This window comes from Brevibacillus sp. JB24b (genome assembly GCF_051713385.1).
Classification (GTDB): Bacteria; Bacillota; Bacilli; order Brevibacillales; family Brevibacillaceae; genus Brevibacillus_B; species Brevibacillus_B laterosporus.
In genome coordinates, this window is record NZ_JBNVQV010000001.1 from 5,215,646 (window position 1) to 5,234,547 (window position 18,902).

Sequence of the window (18,902 nt, forward strand, 5' to 3'; positions counted from 1 at the left end):
AATCCCTCCTACGCTAATTAATATCTTTATTCTGTATAATCCTATTATATACGTCTTGAAGCTTCTGCACCATTTGTAAATCTATAGATTTATTGATAGAGAAATAAAAAGAGAGAATACTTTTCATACATTCATTAATTTCTTGATAAGCATTTATTTTTCCGTATATTTCCATACTAACAAGATAGCTATCCAATCCTTCCTCATATGATTTGATTACAATTTGATAGTTTCCTTTGTATTGATAATATAATCCCATTGAATAATATTTATAAGGTGTTTTCGATTCAACCTTCAAAAAGTTATCTTCTTGTGCAAGTAATTCTGCAATGGAATCAAACTTTTCCATTTGCAAATATAATTCAATTAGCTCATTTACTGCATGAATTCTTGAATCCTCACTCGTATTTTGTAAGCAATCTAGTAATAATGGAATGGCTACTTCATAGTCCTTCTTCTTTGCCTTTACGATTGCACCAGTTAACATTGCTGATTCATGGACAAAATGGAAATTAAAAGTTTTATAGATAGAAAGATGCTTTTCTACTTCCTCATATTTACCTGATAATAAGAGGGCATTAATCATAGCTAGATAGGCTCTAACTTTTAACTCGTTTATTGTGTGGTCTCGTAAAAGCCCCATCTTTGTTAATTCAATACATTGCTGATATTTTTTTATCGCAAATGCATGAAGACCCATTCTAAAATAGAAAGTGATTTTTTCTTCCTCAGACAAAAAATCTGCATAATGACTGATTTCTTCTCCAATTTTAAATGACTCCTCTAAATTCTTGAAATCTTGTCTCTCTATTAGGTATTTTTGTAAGGACGGTTTGGCTATATAATTTGGTATTCCATGTACTCTAGCATACTTAATGATAGCGCTATATAAAATAAGTCTAATCTCATCGCTAGTAATGCTATTGCATAGATCATAAAGACGCTCTAAAGCTGTATATGTATCTTCTTGGGGATTTTCAAGAATTTTTTGAGCAACCTTACTAATTAACGTTGTATTAGATAGTTCAATCATCTCTAAAAGAAGCTCATATAAAATTTCCACGCGTTGCTGTATTTCTATATAATTCTCGATAATCTCTTCATATGGCAATACTAATACAGTTGTAATTGCCTTTATGGTTCGTAGCTCTGGTCTCTTGGTTTCACATGATTCGATTTTGGAGAGCACGCCCTTACTGACACCAGATAGCCTTCCCAATTCTGATAAACTCAAATTTGCTTGTTGTCTTTTATTTTTTATTAATTCACCTAGAGAGGAGTAAAGTACTGCTCCATTTCCTTCCATCATATTCCCACCTTAGGACATAATTTCTCAGGACAATATTCGCCAATGGTATCCTCTTCCATTCAATTACTCCTCTATAATTCTAGTTTAATTGTATATTATTGTAAATATAAATAAAGATTAGTGGTGAAATTATTGTTAAATAAGTAATTTATTAATGAAAATTAAAGGGAAATTACCCTTTATTTAGTTATTTGCTTTTATTTTGCTTTTGCTAATGCTTGTTTTAATCGAGAGCAATGGATTTGGAACGGTTTACGATGGCCGCCTTTACGAATAATACCTTCTGCTGTGAAATCTTGTAATAATCCCGTCACTGTCTCACGAATACTGCCCATCATTACTGCTAATTCTTGATGCGTAACAGCTATATCAAGCTGAATCCAGCCTTCGTCTTGATGCAGACTCTCCCCTATGGATATTTTAACTCCGAATTTATCCGATAGTTTATGTAATAAAAATAGAAGCCGTTTTCGAACGCTTCCATACGCCATGTATTCGAGTAGCTCCTCTACCTCCTGTAAGCGTTTAGACAGAATTTCAATAAATTTTAACGCAATCTCGGGTTTCTTTTGCAGAAATTTCTCGAATTCAGATTTATCGATCGTACAGATCAGAGAATCCTCCCATGTCTGTGCATACAGATTTTCAGACCCTGTTGTAAACGTACCGACTTCTCCAAATATATGTCCAACACCTAATACATCAAGAGTCAGCTCACTTCCTTCTGACGTTATCTGATATAATCGAACCTTTCCCGATTTGATTAAATATAAGAATTTTTGAGTGTGATGTGGGGCTGTAATCAGCGTTCCTTTTTTCATAATTGTAATCGGCGCAACAGGTTCAATTTTTTCTAATTCCTCTACCTCAAGCTCACTAAATAATTGTATTCTTGATAAATATTTTATCTTTTCCATACAATCCCCCTATAGTGCTGCCATTGTAGTCTGGACTACATCTTTTTACAAATAACCCGACTATACTGTCCTCAAAGACATCTCATCTTACTTATCTTATCAGAGGAGGGTACCGTCATGCATTTCACTATTTTACTTTTCCAAATTGTATGTATTGGTTTGTTTTCCATTTCAATTTTCAACAAATTTTCAAGTTCAAAAACAATGGTTCAGCATTGGAATGACTATGGCTATCCAATGTGGCTCATGTACGTCACAGCCACTTGCGAATTAATCGGTTTCATTGGAGTAATCGCCTCCTTTTGGATACCTGCTACTTTGAAGTTTTCGGCTTCTATTTTTATTGTAATTATGATTGCCGCCTTGTACGCTCATATCATTAGGGCGAAGCATAAACCAATCACGTCAGTTAGAGCTGTTATTGTACTTATCTTATGTATCTTAGTGATTTCCGGGTAAAAAATTAGCTTTACTTAGCGTATTGTAATGTAAAATTGAAGGGTAAACACATTTTTCCTCACATCAGTTTTTCATATATCTGCTAATCCTGCTATAATCTCTATTAATAAACAATAAAGCGAAAGTCAGGAGGTTCGACTTTCGCTTTATTACTTATGGAGGTTACTATGAGATTGCATAGGGGTGAAACTCTGTTTCGTCAAGGAGAAACGGGCCCGCTGTACCATTTGAAAAGCGGCCTATTGAAAATTATTAGAATTCACGAGGATGGGACAACAACTTTGGTTAATATTATTGTGCCTAATGAAATCATCCCACACCATTCTCTCATTAGTCCGAATCCCTATTTTGGAACCGCTATCGCACTTGTAACTTGTGAGATCGAGGTTCTCAATGCTCGGGAGTGGTATCAGGAGCTACAGAAGAATCCAGACAATTGCCGGACCATTGCCTTACAGCTTCAGGAAAAGCTACGAATGATGCAGCATCGGATCGATCAACTAACTGAGGTGTCGGCAGCAGATAAATTGCGAAAGCTCCAAGCCTGGTTTGAATTCTATATTGCTCCCACCACTTTGACGGATGTGCTAACACAGGATGAAATCGGGCAATTTATCGGACTTCGCCGTGAGACTGTAAATAGATTGTTACGAGCTCAATCTACCTCTAAACCGGATTCATAGTCCTACAAGCTATCAGCAGGGCCAAAAAACTCAAAATGAATGTCTGCTTCAGCAATTTGGTATTCCTTCAGTGTCTGGTACAAAGCCTTCATGAAGGGGGTCGGACCACAGAAATAGAAGCTGGCATCTTTAGATGGAACCATTTGCTCTAATGTAGATAGATCTACATAGCCTTCTTTATGAAAAGCCTTTGTTGCTCTATCAAGGTCAGTCGGATTGTCATAACACCAATGAACAGATAATTGCGAGTGCTTAAGAGCAAGTTCCTCCACATGTTCTCTCATTGCGTGAACCTGCCCGTTTTGAGCCGCATGAATGAAGGTTACTTGGCGGTTAGGATTCGTCTCTACAAGTGTGTTAAGCATACTAACTAAAGGCGTTAATCCAACCCCTCCACTTATGAGGACGACAGGACGATCATCCTTTTGATCCAAAACGAAATCCCCTGCCGGTGCCGAAAGCAATAACACATCTCCTTGCTGGATCTGTTCATGTAGATAGACAGATACCTTACCGGCAGGCTGATCCTGCTTGCCATCCTCTCTTTTAACAGAGATTCGATAATAAGGTTTGCCTGGAGCATCAGATAAGCTATATTGACGAATATGGGTGTTCTCTTCACCAGGAATGTCCACTTTCACACTAACGTACTGGCCTGGTTCAAATAAAGCGATCGCTTCTCCATCCTGAGGAACAAGATAAAAAGAAGTAATGACGTCGCTCTCTTTTACCTTTCTGTCCACTTTGAATGCTCTAAATCCTTCCCAGCCACCTTGTTGTTGTTCTGCTTGCTTATAGAATTCAGCTTCTACACCGATAAAAGCATCTGCAATTACACCATAAGCCTCGGCCCATGCTTGCAAAATCTCGTCTGTAGCCAGATCACCGAGTACATCCTTAATCGCAGCAAGCAGATTTTCCCCAACAATTGGGTAGTGCTCTGCTTTAATTCCAAGACTACGATGCTTATGACCAATCTGCTTTACAACAGGAATAATCGTTTCTAATTTGTCTATATATTGGGCCGCAGCATACACTGCATTGGCTAATGCCGTCTGTTGTCTCCCTTGCTTCTGATTGGCATGATTGAAAATATTTAACAGTTCTGGATGTTTTGTAAACAATAATTGATAAAATCGTTTTGTAATATCGATTCCGTGTTTTTCTAATACGGGTACCGTAGATTTAATGATTTGAATCGTTTTTTCACTTAGCATCTTCATTACCTCACTTTCGTTTTGCGTGGTATGACCTCAGTATATAGAGTGAGAAATGTCACCCTGTGTGATTAAGATCACTGTAAAAGGCACAGATTTGCGAAGATAGTTTCTTCTAGTAACCTCGCATATACAAATATCCATCAAAGCGGAATGAATTTTGAGTTAATAACTTCCTTGGTAAGCTATGCTCTCAACAACGGAAGTATAGTTTGTTTTCGCCCAATGGATTACAGACATAGGTTGGACGCTTCGGCGTATTGGTAGTAACAGGATATCCTCATGACTATTTTTCAATGCATTATTCATGAACTGGTTAACGACATGAAGAAAAATGAAATCATAAGAACCTTTTGATTTCATAACTATGATTTATCTTACAACCATTCTCATATTGCTAATTTGTACAGGTAATCATAATTGATTCCCCCTCCTGTTGCCTCTTTTCAATATGACTTCCTCCCCAATCACACATAAAATCAAGAACTTTGGTAAGTGTTTTCCCATAATCACTCAGGGAATACTCGACCTTTGGTGGAACTTGATTGTATACGGTTCGAATAATAATCCCATCTCTTTCAAGCTCACGCAAATGCTGTGTGAGCATTTTCTGTGTAATATCAGGTTACTGGAGAGAAAAAGAGAACCTGCGAGCTTAAACGCACAATAGGATGCACAAGATAACAACCTTCCACTTTCCTCCGATAACATCAAGCGTCGCTTCAACAGGAAAATTATATTTCTTCATGATACGCCCCCATAGTTACTTTAAGGTACTTACATACAAAAAAGTTCCTATGTTACTTTAAAGTATCTACAGCACTTTTAAGTACGTTCTTTCTAATTTGTTACATCTATTACATACTAGCATTAGAAATAAAGCTACGGAATGGCCATTCCTGTATTCTGTTAAACACCTTTTAAACACCTTTTTCGAGGAGGAAAACAAACTCATGAAAACTCTTGTGATTGTCGCACACCCCAATATTGGAGATTCTTGCATCAATAAAAGATGGGTACAGGAATTAACGAAACATTCAGATACCATTACCGTTCACCAATTATATTCAACCTATCCTGACTGGACATTTGATATTGAACACGAGCAAAAACTAGTGATGGAGCATGAACGTGTTATTTTCCAATTCCCTTTCTATTGGTATAGTTCACCTCCATTACTCAAAAAATGGCTTGACGATGTTTTTACACATGGATGGGCATATGGCTCTCTAGGAGATAAGCTACAAGGTAAGGAATTAGGTCTCGCTATCTCAATTGGTGGGCTTCAAGCTGATTATCAGGCTGGAGGAGCCAATCAATTCACTTTGAGTGAACTGACAAGACCTTTTCAGGCAACCTGCATTTATACAGGCATGAAATTTATACCTATATTTGCTATTTACGGTGCTGAACAACACCTTACAGATGAAGAAGTAGAACAAAGCGCTATAGATTATGTGACACATATTTTGAAATCTTAATTACTACTTTTGCTATTTTTATTACTTTAAAACATATGATACAAAAACAGCCTATTTCACCCTTTTTAAGAATAAATAGGCTGTTTTTATTATCTATTTCTTTATGTCGCTCACCTTTACTAGCTTTCCTTCTTTATAACCAATGATGCAGGCCTCCAGCACATCTCCTTTGCCAACACCTGTCTGCGTCACCTTCATAGCATGGTTAAAAGCAAATATTTGTTTCGTCTTGTCATTGTAAACAACATCCTGCTCACGCCAAAGATCTTTTACTTCTTTTGCATCAAACACTTTAAGTGTGCTAATTCGCTTTACCTTCCCTTTGTCGTTCTGGAATAAAGACACATATGTAGCAGAGGTGACAGCTTCAAAACCGGTATACGAATACATGACTAAAAATTCGGTATTACTATACTTTTTATTTTTTACCGATGTTTTATGTTTTCTTCCTATCTATGTAAAAACCCCCTCCAGCCTAGCCTATAGAAGGGGATACGAGCTTGAATATGCAATTGATATTTTCTACTACCTACTCTATCTTATTAGGAAACAACGGAAGTTCTTGTAAAAATAAAATGTCACTTCGCTTGGCCGCTTCGCCCTCAGCAAGAATAGCCGCCCTAGCCACCACAATACCACCAGCTTGAATGACCAAATCCTCAATAGCCTGCAAAGACTTACCGGTACTAATTACATCATCTATGATGGCAACACGTTTACCTGCAATCTCACTGGCGTCTGCCCCATCTAGGCAGAGAACCTGTTTTTTCTGAGTAGTAATTGATTCCACTTCATTAATTAATGGTGTTTGCATATAAGGCTTTGTGCTTTTACGAGCAACATAATACTTCTTCATCTGAAGTACGCGTGAAACCTCATGAATGAGGGGAATCCCCTTAGCTTCTGCGGTAATTACCACATCAACTTCAGGTAGCTTTGCAGCGAGGAGTGGTGCTGCTACGGTTACCAGCTCTGTATCCCCAAGAATGACAAAACTAGCAATACTAAGATTTTCTGTAATCGGAATAATTGGTAAATGCCGAGTGATTCCTGCGACCTCTAGCGTATAAGTCTTTTCCATTATACTCCCTCCTACATCCCAAATAAGCTGATTAATGCTCTCATAAGTAAGCCTGCTATCATCCCAAAGAATGGATCTGAAATCGCGGTAACTACCATGGTTACACCACCTACCAAACTAGATGAAGCTTCGCCACCAGTCAATGCGGAAATAGCATTGGTAGGCACAGTTACAATTGCACCTAAAACAAACAGAAATCCAGAGATAGATTCACTAGGGATATAACGACCGATTTTTGGCAACAAGCCTGCTAGAAGAATGGCCGCCATGACTACCATCATCAAGACACCTGAGGCAACAGGATGGGGAGCACCTGCTGTGGCAGAAATGATCGCTTCAACAGGAGCCCCGCCAAATAGGGCCGACACCATATCAGCAACACTGCTAATCACGCTAAGCGTGTCGATGTTCACATCCGACTTGGCAATTTCACCATTAATTTGGCCAAAAGCAATATTTGCGCCAATATTGAGACAAACCATCGCCATAGCCCCTCGTAAAATACTCGCTGAAAACGATAGTTTCTGAAAAGCAAAACGGTCATTTGCTAGCGGTTTAATAGTAGTACCTTTTGTAAGAGAAGTAGAGAAATGAGACTAGAAATAAGAACGGAAATTGTAACGGTATAAACTAGGTCTCTTGTTACAAAATAGGTGAGTAACCCTGTACTCATCGAAACGACCCCAACAGGCATATTATTGCGCGCCATATCCCAAGAAACTCGAGCCAGCATGATTCCAACGCCAGCCATCATTCCACTTGTAATGACAGGTCCAATGAAGTGTACGATTTTCTCTAAGAAACCAAATAGACCGATCGTGGCCATAATTGCTCCCCCGACAAAAATCATGGATAGCCTGTCCCTCATCGTTTTTCCCAGCGTTCCAGCTAATGCAATCGTCTCCACTTGATAAGATACAACGGCTACAGAGCCAGTAATGGCATTTCCAGTAGCACCAATTAAGAACGCTAAGGCTGTAGGCACGGAAGCAAAACCCAGAGATAGTGCAAGTAGACCCTGTGGCAATCCGTTAAGTACAACGCTGAGTGCCGCGATAATATCTTTCCATTCCATTTCTGAATTTCTCCTTCTGTCATATTAAATAATTTTCACAACTGTAAAATATCACAGAATCCGATCTATTTCAAATTATAATTTTAAATCGTTCGTGTTTTTATGTATTTTATAAAAACAAAAGGTTGTATCATTCGTATTTTAAAGGTAAAACTAGAATTTATTGGTTTGATTCCTAGTTGAAGGTGGGTACGTTTCATTTATTTTAGGTTACATATAATCATTTTTTTCATAAAAAAATAGCCAGATTTATAACTGGCTATTCCGTACACAAGTTATCAAAACTAAAAGCCCATGATCCCCCATCTATTCTAGGAAATCACAGGCTTTTCAATTGGTTAGATATCTATTATTACGGAATAGACTTTGATACGGTGTTTACCTCAACTCTAATAGTCAAGGTAAACACCTTGCTCATACTGTAAATCAGTAATTTCACACGTGAGACGCTGTTTTACACATGATTTTTATTTGGAAGTGTGCAATATACCCTATCACATTTTACACCCAAAACCACGTTGTGCTGTTGCCCTTACATACTAATGTTTGCAAGGATGATGTGGCTTTCTAATAGGTTTTTTTCTTTTTTTCTTGACCCAGCATTTACAGAACAATACTACCTTCTTCTTTACATGCTTCTTTACATGCTTCTTTTTATGATGGAATTTGCTCATGTGTCTCACCTCCATCGTCTGACTTGCTATATTCTATGTTGCAGTTCACGACATGTACTAGACAAAAGACAACCTTTTTAAAATTTGGATTCATGTGAAGGTGGAATAAGTGAGTTTTCGACCTCTAACCGTTCAGAAGCGAAACGGGGACTTAAGAATAATCAGGGGTTAGGAAAAAGCCTACGAGTAATTCCTTCGTAGGCTTTTAGAGTATCTTTATTTAGGTAATGTCTTACATGTCTTTATCCCTATTATTTAATATGTTATCTTCCAATACAGCGAATTTATCTCCGTATTCCTTAACAATATGCTTCTCTCCCCATGTACATAAGGAATCCAATATCGGCTTTAAGCTCCACCCATACTCACTTAGCTCATACTCCACCTTTGGAGGAACCTGATTATAGATAATCCGATTTACAATGCCGTCCTGTTCTAATTCTCTAAGCTGTTGCGTTAACATTTTTTGTGTAATGCCTGGCATAATACGTTTTAAGTCACTTGTGCGTTTTTTCCCATGAGTTAAATGGCAAAGAATCACACATTTCCATTTACCGCCGATGACTTCTAGGGTCGCTTCAACGGAAATATTATATTTTTTCTTAATCACAGCTTATCCCTCCTAAACATGTCTATAGGGACTTTTCAGTACCTATGTTACTTTTTAGTAAGTATATTACTTTCCGGTTCATATATTACTTTTTAGTGCGTACTATTCTTTTTTATTATAATAAATCATAATAGCATCTACCGGCCGGTAATACCATACTGTAGGAGTGGAGCGAATGTTATTAGATCGAAAGAGAAGTACGTTGGCGCTCCTTGCGTTAGCGATAAGTGCATTTGCAATTGGAACAACAGAATTCATCAGTGTGGGACTACTTCCGCTTATCGCTGATGACTTAAATATATCCGTTTCAACATCAGCATTAACCGTTACTTTATATGCGCTAGGGGTAACTTTTGGGGCTCCGATTTTAACGTCCCTAACCTCTAGCATCCCACGCAAATCATTATTATTTTGGATTATGCTGGTTTTTATTATAGGAAATACTCTTGCCGCCACTGCAAATGGGATTGTCATACTGCTGATAGCACGAATCATCTCCGCATTTTCACATGGTGTATTTATGTCAATTGGTTCCACGATCGCCGCTGATCTGGTACCAGAAAACCGCAGGGCTAGTGCTATCGCCTTTATGTTTTCGGGACTTACAGTGGCGACTGTTACTGGGGTGCCCTTGGGTACATTTATTGGACAGCAATTAGGATGGCGTGCTGCTTTTATTGGAATCGTCGTAATTGGCATCCTAGCTTTCATAGCCAATATGATTTTAATTCCTTCCGATTTGCGTAAAGGAACTAAAACACCACTACGAGAACAGCTTAAACTGGTTACTAATGGGAGATTGCTCCTTGCGTTCATCATTACTGCTATTGGGTATGGGGGCACATTTGTTGTCTTTACTTATTTATCCCCGTTACTTCACGATATAACTGGATTTAAGGAAACGACCGTTGCCATCATTCTTCTTGGATATGGAATTGCTATTGCGATTGGAAACGTCATTGGTGGAAAAGCAGCCAACCACAACCCTATTTCCGCCTTATTCTATATGTTTACTATACAATTCATTGTACTCTTCATCTTAACGTTCACCGCTCCGTTTAAAGCTGCCGGTCTAATAACAATCTTCTTCATGGGCTTATTAGCTTTTATGAACGTGCCCGGATTGCAGGTCTACGTGGTCATGTTGGCTGAACGTTATGCACCTAAAGCGGTAGATGTAGCTTCCGCTTTGAATATCGCAGCTTTCAACGCAGGTATCGCAATCGGAGCATACTTGGGTGGAATCGTTACTGATAAACTCGGACTGATTCATACAGCCTGGGTAGGAGCCTTGATGGTTTTGGGAGCGGTTATCTTAACAGGTTTGGTTCGTGCCCTAGAAAGAAAAGATAAGATTACTATCAAAAATGAGCCAGCTCGTTTGTAAGCTCTTTGTTTAGATGATCGCTCTTGTTTAGAAGACAGAGGCTCGTTATATACTGGCTACCGAGCCTCCGTTATTGATCATTTGTACAGCGTTTTTTCAGCACAGTATATGTAAAAAATGAAATAGGAGGCTATTATAATGGCAAAAAATTTACAAGCTACAACAACACTACACAACGGTACTAAAATGCCTTGGTTTGGAATCGGAGTATTTAAAGTAGAAGAAGGTTCGGAGTTGGTATCAGCAGTAAAATCAGCTATTAAGCATGGTTACCGCAGTATCGATACAGCTGCTATTTATGGAAATGAAACCAGTGTAGGGCAGGCGATTCACGAAGGCATTCAAGAAACAAACCTACCTAGAGAAGACCTCTTTGTAACTTCAAAGGTTTGGAATGCCGATCTGGGATACGAAGCCACACTCGCTGCTTTTGAAACAAGTCTAGATAAACTCGGATTAGAGTACCTCGATTTGTATCTCATTCATTGGCCTGTGAAGGGTAAGTATAAGGAAGCTTGGAGAGCGCTAGAGAAGCTATATAAAGATGGACGTGTAAAGGCAATCGGGGTAAGTAATTTCCAAATCCATCATCTTGAGGATTTGATGGAAGAAGCTGAAATAAAACCAATGATAAACCAAGTGGAATTCCATCCATACCTGACGCAAAAGGAATTGATTACTTTCTGCCGGGCGCATGATATTCAAATGGAAGCATGGTCTCCATTAATGCAAGGTCAATTGTTGGATAACCCTGTATTACAGGAAATTGCTGATAAGCACGGCAAAACAGTTGCCCAAGTCATTCTTCGTTGGGATCTCCAGCATGGTGTTATCACGATTCCAAAGTCTACAAAGGAGCATCGGATTGTTGAAAATGCATCCGTGTTTGATTTCGAGTTAACAAAAGAAGAGATGGATCGCATTGATGCTTTGAATCAAAATCATCGAGTCGGTCCAGATCCGGACAACTTTGATTTTTAAGGATAGTCTTAATAAGCCGCCATTTCTTTTTTGGGAGAGAGAAATGGCGGCATTATTAATTTTACATGACCAATACACGTAAGCATCTTTTTCATAACTGCTTAAAGAATATACATTAATAAGAAAATATTGCTTTTTTAAAATATATATATTTATCCTTTTCTTCAATAGTGATATGGTAATGGCATCAGTAATAATATGGAAAAAACTACAGTTAGGTGGTTCTAACATGCAGAGACTAAAAATTATCTTACTTTTATGCTTATTATCTCTTGGAATCATATTGCTAAATGGATGTGAACAAATAAGTAATAATGAAACCGCACTTAATTCAACAGAAATTAAACAATTTAATGATAATTTTTTAAATATTAAAGCTAATTTTAAACAAGAGGATTTCATTGAAGTCACTGATGACTGGGATATAAGAAATTTAGTTCCTGAGTTGAAAGGGGAGTCTCGGGACATGCATTCTCAATTCAGAGAAACTAATAAAACACTCGTTTACAAAAATTCCAAAAATGGGGTTGTTGTAATGGTCGGCATTAGCCTTAATCATCTAAAAAATCCTGAATGGAGAAATGCATTACATTATTCTCCAAACTTTTATAACGCAAAAGAGGAGGAAAATGGTATTACAAAAAATTATAGTGATATTTTTCCCAACACTTCTTTAAGTATTTATAACTTTACAAGTAAAGGAATGAATATAAGTATTGCATCAATTTCAGATAGATCGAAGGTTCCAAATTCAGACGATATTCATTCAGATTTTTTTGCTTCATTAACGAAATTTATAAATGATCAAATCTAACTTTGTTATTATAGCGCTTCCTGCTATAAAATATATAATTTTTGGGGGAAATTTAAATGTTTAAAAAAAAGATTATAGCATTGTCATTACTAGGGGCCTCTATTTTTTTGTTAAGTCCTCCCGTTCAAGCTTCTGGCTCCGAAAATAAAATTAAATATGTTAAGTATTTCGATAGCGAAGCAGATCGAGAGGCAAGTTCAGATGGTAAAATTCGTAAACCCGATATAATACAATATGCAACGGGTATTGTTTACCACGCGAATGGCTATGTTAAAGGAACTGCGAGAGCTGTGTTTGATTCAGATGAACCAAGTCATAAATTAATTTACAAACAATATGTTAAAATTGATAAAGGCATCGATTTAGGTATAAAATATACTACCAGTGCTGAATTAACTGTCTCTACTGAACACAATATTAATGCAAAAATTGAATTCCCTATAAAGTTTTTGAAATCTGAAATTGGGTATCAATATGACAAGAAATATACTCATGTTATAAAAAAAGGACAAGAAATTGATGCAAAATTTAAACAACCAGGGAAATATGTAGTTAGAGTTTTTAGTGTTGGTGAGAATCATGATCTTTATGGAAATTGGAAAGCCACTGTCTATCCTGGTAAAGAAACTATTGTAGAAAATAGATATCTTGGTTGGATTATTGTACCAACACCATTTCAGACTATTGAAATTACTAAACAATAGGAATCATTAACTCAAATTTAATAACCTGCTTTAATTGAGCATAAAGACTCTTTTTTAAAAAATTGCCCTATATGACCCAGGCGTTCTGTGTATGTGATGTATTTGCCCCCATCTATTTTCATGGATCCCTTAACTTTTCAAGCAAATGTTACATTGATGAAAAAGGCTTATCACTGTGTTTTTTAATCTATGCAACTATTAAGTTAAGAAGCAATACTTACCCTTGGTGTTTTCTATTCGGAAAATCCTATCAGGAAATTTGATCCCTTTTCACGTGTACACGCGCGATAAAGTAAATGTTACAATTCACTACAGCATGATGATCACCATTTTTTCGAATACTTTTTTAGAGCCCTCTAACATAATCTAGGATAACAACACCTTATCTAGGATGTGCATGCCATGAGTGATCAGTCTCTTTCACATAAATGTATAAAACCAAACTTTCTCGTAATCCTCGTAGATGAGGAACGGTATCCTCCCGTTTATGAAAATGAAGAAGTAAGAAAATGGCGCAGGAACAATCTCATTACACAGGAGCTTTTGAAATCTTATGGTATAGAATTCCACAGACATTACATTGGTAGCGCGGCTTGCTGTCCTAGTCGGGCTACCTTGTTTACCGGTCAATATCCCTCTCTGCATGGCGTCAGCCAAACGGTCGGAATCGCAAAGGAGGCCTTTGACTCTGATATGTTCTGGCTAAATAGAAACACCGTTCCAACTATGGGAAATTATTTTCGCGAAGCAGGGTATCAAACCTATTACAAAGGGAAATGGCATATTTCCTATGAAGATATCATTGTTCCAGGTACACACAAAAGCGTCCTTAGCTACCATCCCATAACCGGTGTGCCTGATAGACAACAGGAAGAATTGTATGTACATGCTAACCCACTGGACAGCTTCGGGTTTTCCACCTGGATTGGTCCAGAACCCCATGGTAAAAATCCACGAAACTCCGCTTCCTCCGCTGCTATCGGCCTAAGTGGCAGAGACATGGTCTATGCTTCAGAGGTGGTCGAACTTATCGGGTCTCTTGATCGTGAGAAAAGTAACGACGCTAATGCCAAGCCGTGGCTGATTATAGCTTCATTTGTAAACCCCCGTGACATTGTTTTGTACGGCGCACTCACCGCATATCTCCCTACATTTAACTTTAATGTGGAACCGACCATTCCTCTGATTGATCCTCCACCTACGATAAATGAGTCTTTAGAAACCAAACCTCGCTGTCAAGCAAGCTATCGGCATATATATCCTAGAGCTTTACAACCTATATATAACCAAAATAAGTATCGTAGACTTTACTATCAGCTACAAAAAAATGCTGACCAGCAAATGCTTACAGTTTTTGAAGCCCTTACCCGATCATCCTTCTATGACAATACAATCGTAATTTTTACGTCTGATCACGGTGACCTACTTGGTGCTCACGGTAATCTTCATCAAAAATGGTACTGTGCTTATGAAGAAATGCTACATGTTCCCTTCATTATTCATAATAAAAAACTCTTTTCACAGCATCAGCATTACAATATGCTCACAAGCCATCTGGATATATTACCCACCATGTTAGGACTGGCTAATGTTGATATACAAGACATCCAAAGCCGCTTACGAAACAAATATAGCGAAGTTCATTCCTTTGTAGGTCAAGATCTTTCCCCCTTTATCTTGGGACAAAACAGGTCTAATTCTATAGAAAAACCAATTTATTTTATGATGGACGACGATGTTACACGAGGTCAGCACCAGATTAATCCTTTAGGTAGACCCTATCCTTCCGTCATACAGCCCAATCACATCGAAACCGTTATCGCCAGCATACATAGAAATAACACGAAAGAGTTGTGGAAGTACTCTCGCTACTTTGATAATGAGCAATTCTGGAGCAGTCCGGGCAAGAAAGATATCACTGCTCAACCAGTGGAAGAACCCACACACATGTCACGATCATCGCAATGTATCTGCTACGTTACCTCCCATAAAACCAAGCCGGTCCCTGACGAATATGAACTGTATAACTTAACCGCAGACCCCCTTGAAACCTGCAATCTTGCACACCCCGCTTTTGCTACCCTACAAACGAAAAAAATACAAGAATGGATGGCATATCTATTGGAGGAGCAACGGAAACAAAAACGGTTGGAACCGAGTATGCAATAAGTAAATCATATGTGACCTGTTATTCAAGCTAAATCGTAAACCCCATACAGAGATGTCCTCCTGAGAAGTACCTCCCTCTACATCTAGACATATTAGCCAACTCTCTTACCAAGGTAATGGGATAAAACGATTATTGTGAGTGAAAAAATCTCGATAATCGTTTTACAATAACGAAAGGAGCCTCCACCATTTACTAGTGGAAGGCTCCTTTCGTTGTTCTCGATTTATCTTTTAAAGGCAAGGCACTCGTTTGTAAATCTGCAATTTCAACTAATTAAGATACGGTTGTTTAGGAATTTGCTTGGGGTGTATTAGTAGATGATATTTTTGAGAGTCTACACAAATCGTTAAAACATCCTTCTAAAACGAAACATTATTCTCTCTATTCTCCTCGAAGTATGATTTGCTAATAAAAAATTGCCCTTTAATTCAAAACTTCGTCTCCAAACATTATATATATGATAGATTATATGCAATATTTACAATTTACACCAAAAAAAGGGGATGAAACATGAACAACTTTATAAAAATCAGTATTATTTTAGGTTTGTTTACACTTTCAATTGTACTAGGAGCAAGTTCATTATATGTAAAACAAGCTATGGGAAAACATTATCGCGAAACCCCAGAATTTAAGAAGAATCAAAACATTTATGTTACATATTATGAACAACGTGGGGATCATCTATTTGGTAATATAACTAACAAATATGGAAATAACAAAAATTTTATTTGGTCAAAATTTTATCTTGGAAATCCTAACAAACCGAAAGATCGTTTTGGGTTCTCCACTTCATATAACAAAAAAACTTTACGACTTGAGGGTTTGATGAGGTAGACGATGATTATAAATATGACGCTTTAACTATGGAATACAAAATTGAATCCGATGCTTTAGATTCCAATGTTAGACATGTCATGGCTTACAAAGATATTACAAGAGATGAAGTTGGATATCTTGGAATTCAGTATAAAATTAAGGAGAAAGACACATTAAATTATAACCATGTGATTGACCAGGCCTTTGCAACTGCTGGAACTGTAACCAATTGGCAATTCGGATATTTTTCTGATTTTACTATTGTAGAACCAATCAAAGTGTATCCCAAAAAATAATTAGGAGGATTTATGAAACTAAAAAAGTATATTCTTATCCTTTGCTCGGTAGGATTTTGCACAGGCTTAATGCTTAGCACCCAGATTACAGGTATAGCTTCAAGTAAAAGCCAAATCAAAATTGACCCTGAAACAGGAAATCCAGATATAAAAACCGTTTTAATTAATAAACAATACTATGATAATCAAGAAAGAAAGTTTAAGAAAAACTCAATGAGTACCCAAAACAAAGAAGAAAACCATGACGAAAGAACGATTCAACTAGTAAATGGGGTAGATAAGTCCATAGTCGCTGAGATTCCACTAAAGGAATTCTTCGAAAACAATGATTACTACGAAGACCTTCTTTCTGAAGCAACAGAAAAAACCTTAGAAGAACAAAGAAAAGGAAATGAATGATGAACCCCTCCTTTAAAGAGGGGTATCTTTTTTATCCTAGTCTAAGATAACTATTACTCTTGATAAGGAGGAATACTCATGTTGGGATTGATTATTGTAATTATCATCTTTGCTTTGTTCCTTTTATCTCTGTACATAAAATGTAAAGAAAGAAATAAGTGGATTATTATTTATGAGGGGCAAGTTGATAAAGCCTACGCTCGTTTTTCCCTCCTAAAAGAAAATGGCGTAATTTGTAAAATTAAGGATTACACAGAAAAATCCATGTATACAAATGCCTTAGATCCCTTGAAACAATCAACGATGGCGGTTTTTGTAGATGTCAAACACGAGCAGAAGGCAATTATTCTTTTAAACGAATTCAACAATAACTCATGAACCACAAATTGACTTTTGTAACACGGTTCAAGGCTCATTAGAAAACATAGCTGGCAAACTACCCTTCTTGCTTGTCACATTCCTCATGCGTAGTCATTCAACAGTACAACAAACTACTTCAATTCCCCCTTGCAATTAAGTTAGCATTCACTTACTATATCATCATGAAGAAAAAACCACACGCTGACAGTAAGAAGAAAGATATTTTACAAGCCGCTATGCGCCTATTTGCAACAAAAGGGATCGATGGCATCTCGGTCAAAGAGATTGGCGACGCGGCGGGTGTCACAGATGCCGCAATCTACAAGCATTTTAAGAACAAAAATGAGGTAGCATCAGAGGTATTCACCCAGTATTGCAATAGTTACACCAAAATGATTGATTTTTATGTAAGCCAGTCTGGAACGTTTCATGACAGATTTGACTGTTTAATCAATCAACTAGTAGAGATGCACGACGAGGATCACTGCGGATTGCTATTGTTATCCCAACATCACGATGTGTATCAGCAGGTTGCTCAGAAAAACATGAGACAGCCACTAGATGCTTTGATTGATTTAATCCTTCAAGGAATCGAGAGCAATGAGCTTCCTGAGCAAGACGCAAGACTCTCCGCTGTTTTGATTATTGGTGCTTTTACAGGCCTGGCAGTCTCCAGTTTTCAGGGTGAGCTCCCTAGTCAGTTAGAATCTTTGGCTTCTCAAATTAAGAAGCGATTATTGGCTTTATTACAATAGAGATATACCCGATATACTATGCAGTCATTGTTTCTTAACAGGTTAGGTCGAAATTGACCTTTTCCTTTTTATCATAAAGTTAGTAAACACTAACCATTTCAATTTATACAGGAGGGTCATACATGAAAAAAATTCTCATTATTCAAGGCAATCCCGTGAAAGAAAGCTATGGGGAAGCACTAGCGGAGGCTTATCAAAAAGGTGCCGTGTCTACAGGGGCTGAGGTGAAAAGCTTACGTCTGGCTGATCTTGATTTTAATCCTAACTTAGCTGGCGGCTATAAAAATAAACCACAATTGGAGGATGATCTAATCCTTGCTCAGCAATTAATTAGCTGGGCTGATCATCTGGTGTTCGTCTATCCAATCTGGTGGGGCGCTCCACCTGCATTGCTGAAGGGTTTTCTCGATCGCGTTTTCATGCCAGGCTATGCTTTTTCCTATAAGAAAGGCTCATCCCTCCCTCAGCAATTATTGAAGGGCAGATCAGCAAGACTAATCGTCACCATGGATTCCCCCTATTGGTACTACAGTCTTGTTCAAGGAAAACCAGGCCATCGGATGATGAAAAGGTCTACCTTGCAATTTTGCGGTATTAGCCCAGTAAAAATAACAACCCTTAGTCAGGTTGGCAAGGCAGATGATGAAAAGAGAAAGCGGTGGCTAAGGACCGTGAACCAACTGGGTAAACAGCTTAGGTAAGTGTACGTGT

The 18,902-nt window shown here is 37.7% G+C and carries 20 protein-coding genes and 2 pseudogenes; 14 read left to right on the forward strand and 8 right to left on the reverse strand.

Features of this window, described 5'->3' with window-relative positions:
• Positions 1-13 precede the first annotated feature (13 nt).
• Positions 14-1,309: a helix-turn-helix domain-containing protein gene (locus ACQV1I_RS24320; RefSeq protein WP_116333532.1), complete on the reverse strand. Its 1,296-nt coding sequence runs from the start codon at positions 1,307-1,309 to the stop codon at positions 14-16.
• A 197-nt stretch (positions 1,310-1,506) separates the two neighbouring features.
• On the reverse strand, positions 1,507-2,226 hold the full coding sequence (locus ACQV1I_RS24325) for a Crp/Fnr family transcriptional regulator (protein ID WP_094700153.1): 720 nt from the start codon (positions 2,224-2,226) through the stop codon (positions 1,507-1,509).
• A 117-nt stretch (positions 2,227-2,343) separates the two neighbouring features.
• On the opposite strand from ACQV1I_RS24325, the gene ACQV1I_RS24330 reads away from it, so the two are divergent.
• Both ACQV1I_RS24330 and ACQV1I_RS24335 read left to right on the forward strand, forming a co-directional pair.
• Positions 2,344-2,685, forward strand: a complete 342-nt coding sequence (locus tag ACQV1I_RS24330; protein WP_116333531.1) for a DoxX family protein — start codon at positions 2,344-2,346, stop codon at positions 2,683-2,685.
• 167 nt (positions 2,686-2,852) lie between these two features.
• On the forward strand, positions 2,853-3,368 hold the full coding sequence (locus ACQV1I_RS24335) for a Crp/Fnr family transcriptional regulator (protein ID WP_094700155.1): 516 nt from the start codon (positions 2,853-2,855) through the stop codon (positions 3,366-3,368).
• Between the two features lie 2 nt (positions 3,369-3,370).
• Here ACQV1I_RS24335 and hmpA read toward each other — a convergent pair whose 3' ends face one another.
• Both hmpA and ACQV1I_RS24345 read right to left on the reverse strand, forming a co-directional pair.
• Entirely contained in the window at positions 3,371-4,585 is a 1,215-nt protein-coding gene (gene hmpA / locus ACQV1I_RS24340; RefSeq protein ID WP_094700156.1) for an NO-inducible flavohemoprotein, read from the reverse strand.
• A 397-nt stretch (positions 4,586-4,982) separates the two neighbouring features.
• Positions 4,983-5,333, reverse strand: a pseudogene (locus tag ACQV1I_RS24345) (winged helix-turn-helix transcriptional regulator).
• 205 nt (positions 5,334-5,538) lie between these two features.
• Here ACQV1I_RS24345 and ACQV1I_RS24350 point away from each other — a divergent pair.
• On the forward strand, positions 5,539-6,066 hold the full coding sequence (locus ACQV1I_RS24350; RefSeq protein ID WP_116333530.1) for an NAD(P)H-dependent oxidoreductase: 528 nt from the start codon (positions 5,539-5,541) through the stop codon (positions 6,064-6,066).
• Positions 6,067-6,159: 93 nt separating this feature from the next.
• On the opposite strand, the gene ACQV1I_RS24355 is transcribed toward ACQV1I_RS24350, so the two are convergent.
• The 4 genes and pseudogenes from ACQV1I_RS24355 to ACQV1I_RS24370 all read right to left on the reverse strand — a co-directional run bounded on the left by ACQV1I_RS24355 (position 6,160) and on the right by ACQV1I_RS24370 (position 9,503).
• Positions 6,160-6,456: a hypothetical protein gene (locus ACQV1I_RS24355; RefSeq protein WP_094700158.1), complete on the reverse strand. Its 297-nt coding sequence runs from the start codon at positions 6,454-6,456 to the stop codon at positions 6,160-6,162.
• 139 nt (positions 6,457-6,595) lie between these two features.
• The gene (locus tag ACQV1I_RS24360; protein ID WP_116333529.1) at positions 6,596-7,147 is read right to left on the reverse strand and encodes a phosphoribosyltransferase family protein; all 552 of its coding nucleotides are present in this window, start codon (positions 7,145-7,147) and stop codon (positions 6,596-6,598) included.
• 11 nt (positions 7,148-7,158) lie between these two features.
• Positions 7,159-8,222: pseudogene (locus ACQV1I_RS24365) on the reverse strand (NCS2 family permease).
• Positions 8,223-9,128: 906 nt separating this feature from the next.
• The gene (locus tag ACQV1I_RS24370; protein WP_104031655.1) at positions 9,129-9,503 is read right to left on the reverse strand and encodes a winged helix-turn-helix transcriptional regulator; all 375 of its coding nucleotides are present in this window, start codon (positions 9,501-9,503) and stop codon (positions 9,129-9,131) included.
• A gap of 178 nt (positions 9,504-9,681) precedes the next feature.
• Between ACQV1I_RS24370 and ACQV1I_RS24375 the strand changes: the two genes are divergently transcribed.
• From ACQV1I_RS24375 to ACQV1I_RS24425, 11 genes are all read left to right on the forward strand, one after another.
• On the forward strand, positions 9,682-10,893 hold the full coding sequence (locus ACQV1I_RS24375; RefSeq protein WP_116333528.1) for an MFS transporter: 1,212 nt from the start codon (positions 9,682-9,684) through the stop codon (positions 10,891-10,893).
• A 138-nt stretch (positions 10,894-11,031) separates the two neighbouring features.
• Positions 11,032-11,874 (forward strand): aldo/keto reductase, encoded by an 843-nt coding sequence (locus ACQV1I_RS24380; RefSeq protein ID WP_018671181.1) that lies wholly within the window; start codon positions 11,032-11,034, stop codon positions 11,872-11,874.
• Between the two features lie 229 nt (positions 11,875-12,103).
• The gene (locus ACQV1I_RS24385; RefSeq protein WP_116333527.1) at positions 12,104-12,688 is read left to right on the forward strand and encodes a hypothetical protein; all 585 of its coding nucleotides are present in this window, start codon (positions 12,104-12,106) and stop codon (positions 12,686-12,688) included.
• A gap of 56 nt (positions 12,689-12,744) precedes the next feature.
• The gene (locus tag ACQV1I_RS24390) at positions 12,745-13,392 is read left to right on the forward strand and encodes a hypothetical protein (RefSeq protein WP_094700164.1); all 648 of its coding nucleotides are present in this window, start codon (positions 12,745-12,747) and stop codon (positions 13,390-13,392) included.
• A gap of 402 nt (positions 13,393-13,794) precedes the next feature.
• A complete protein-coding gene (locus ACQV1I_RS24395) occupies positions 13,795-15,561 on the forward strand; it encodes a sulfatase-like hydrolase/transferase (protein ID WP_116333526.1) in 1,767 nt (588 codons plus the stop codon).
• Between the two features lie 511 nt (positions 15,562-16,072).
• Entirely contained in the window at positions 16,073-16,399 is a 327-nt protein-coding gene (locus ACQV1I_RS24400) for a hypothetical protein (protein ID WP_116333525.1), read from the forward strand.
• A gap of 29 nt (positions 16,400-16,428) precedes the next feature.
• Positions 16,429-16,677 carry a hypothetical protein gene (locus ACQV1I_RS24405; protein ID WP_116333524.1) on the forward strand — a complete coding sequence of 83 codons (249 nt, stop codon included), beginning with the start codon at positions 16,429-16,431 and terminating at the stop codon, positions 16,675-16,677.
• A gap of 12 nt (positions 16,678-16,689) precedes the next feature.
• Positions 16,690-17,076, forward strand: a complete 387-nt coding sequence (locus ACQV1I_RS24410; RefSeq protein WP_116333523.1) for a hypothetical protein — start codon at positions 16,690-16,692, stop codon at positions 17,074-17,076.
• A 78-nt stretch (positions 17,077-17,154) separates the two neighbouring features.
• Entirely contained in the window at positions 17,155-17,454 is a 300-nt protein-coding gene (locus ACQV1I_RS24415) for a hypothetical protein (protein ID WP_094700168.1), read from the forward strand.
• A gap of 164 nt (positions 17,455-17,618) precedes the next feature.
• The gene (locus ACQV1I_RS24420) at positions 17,619-18,191 is read left to right on the forward strand and encodes a TetR/AcrR family transcriptional regulator (protein WP_116333522.1); all 573 of its coding nucleotides are present in this window, start codon (positions 17,619-17,621) and stop codon (positions 18,189-18,191) included.
• 122 nt (positions 18,192-18,313) lie between these two features.
• Entirely contained in the window at positions 18,314-18,892 is a 579-nt protein-coding gene (locus ACQV1I_RS24425) for an NAD(P)H-dependent oxidoreductase (protein WP_116333521.1), read from the forward strand.
• Positions 18,893-18,902 lie beyond the last annotated feature (10 nt).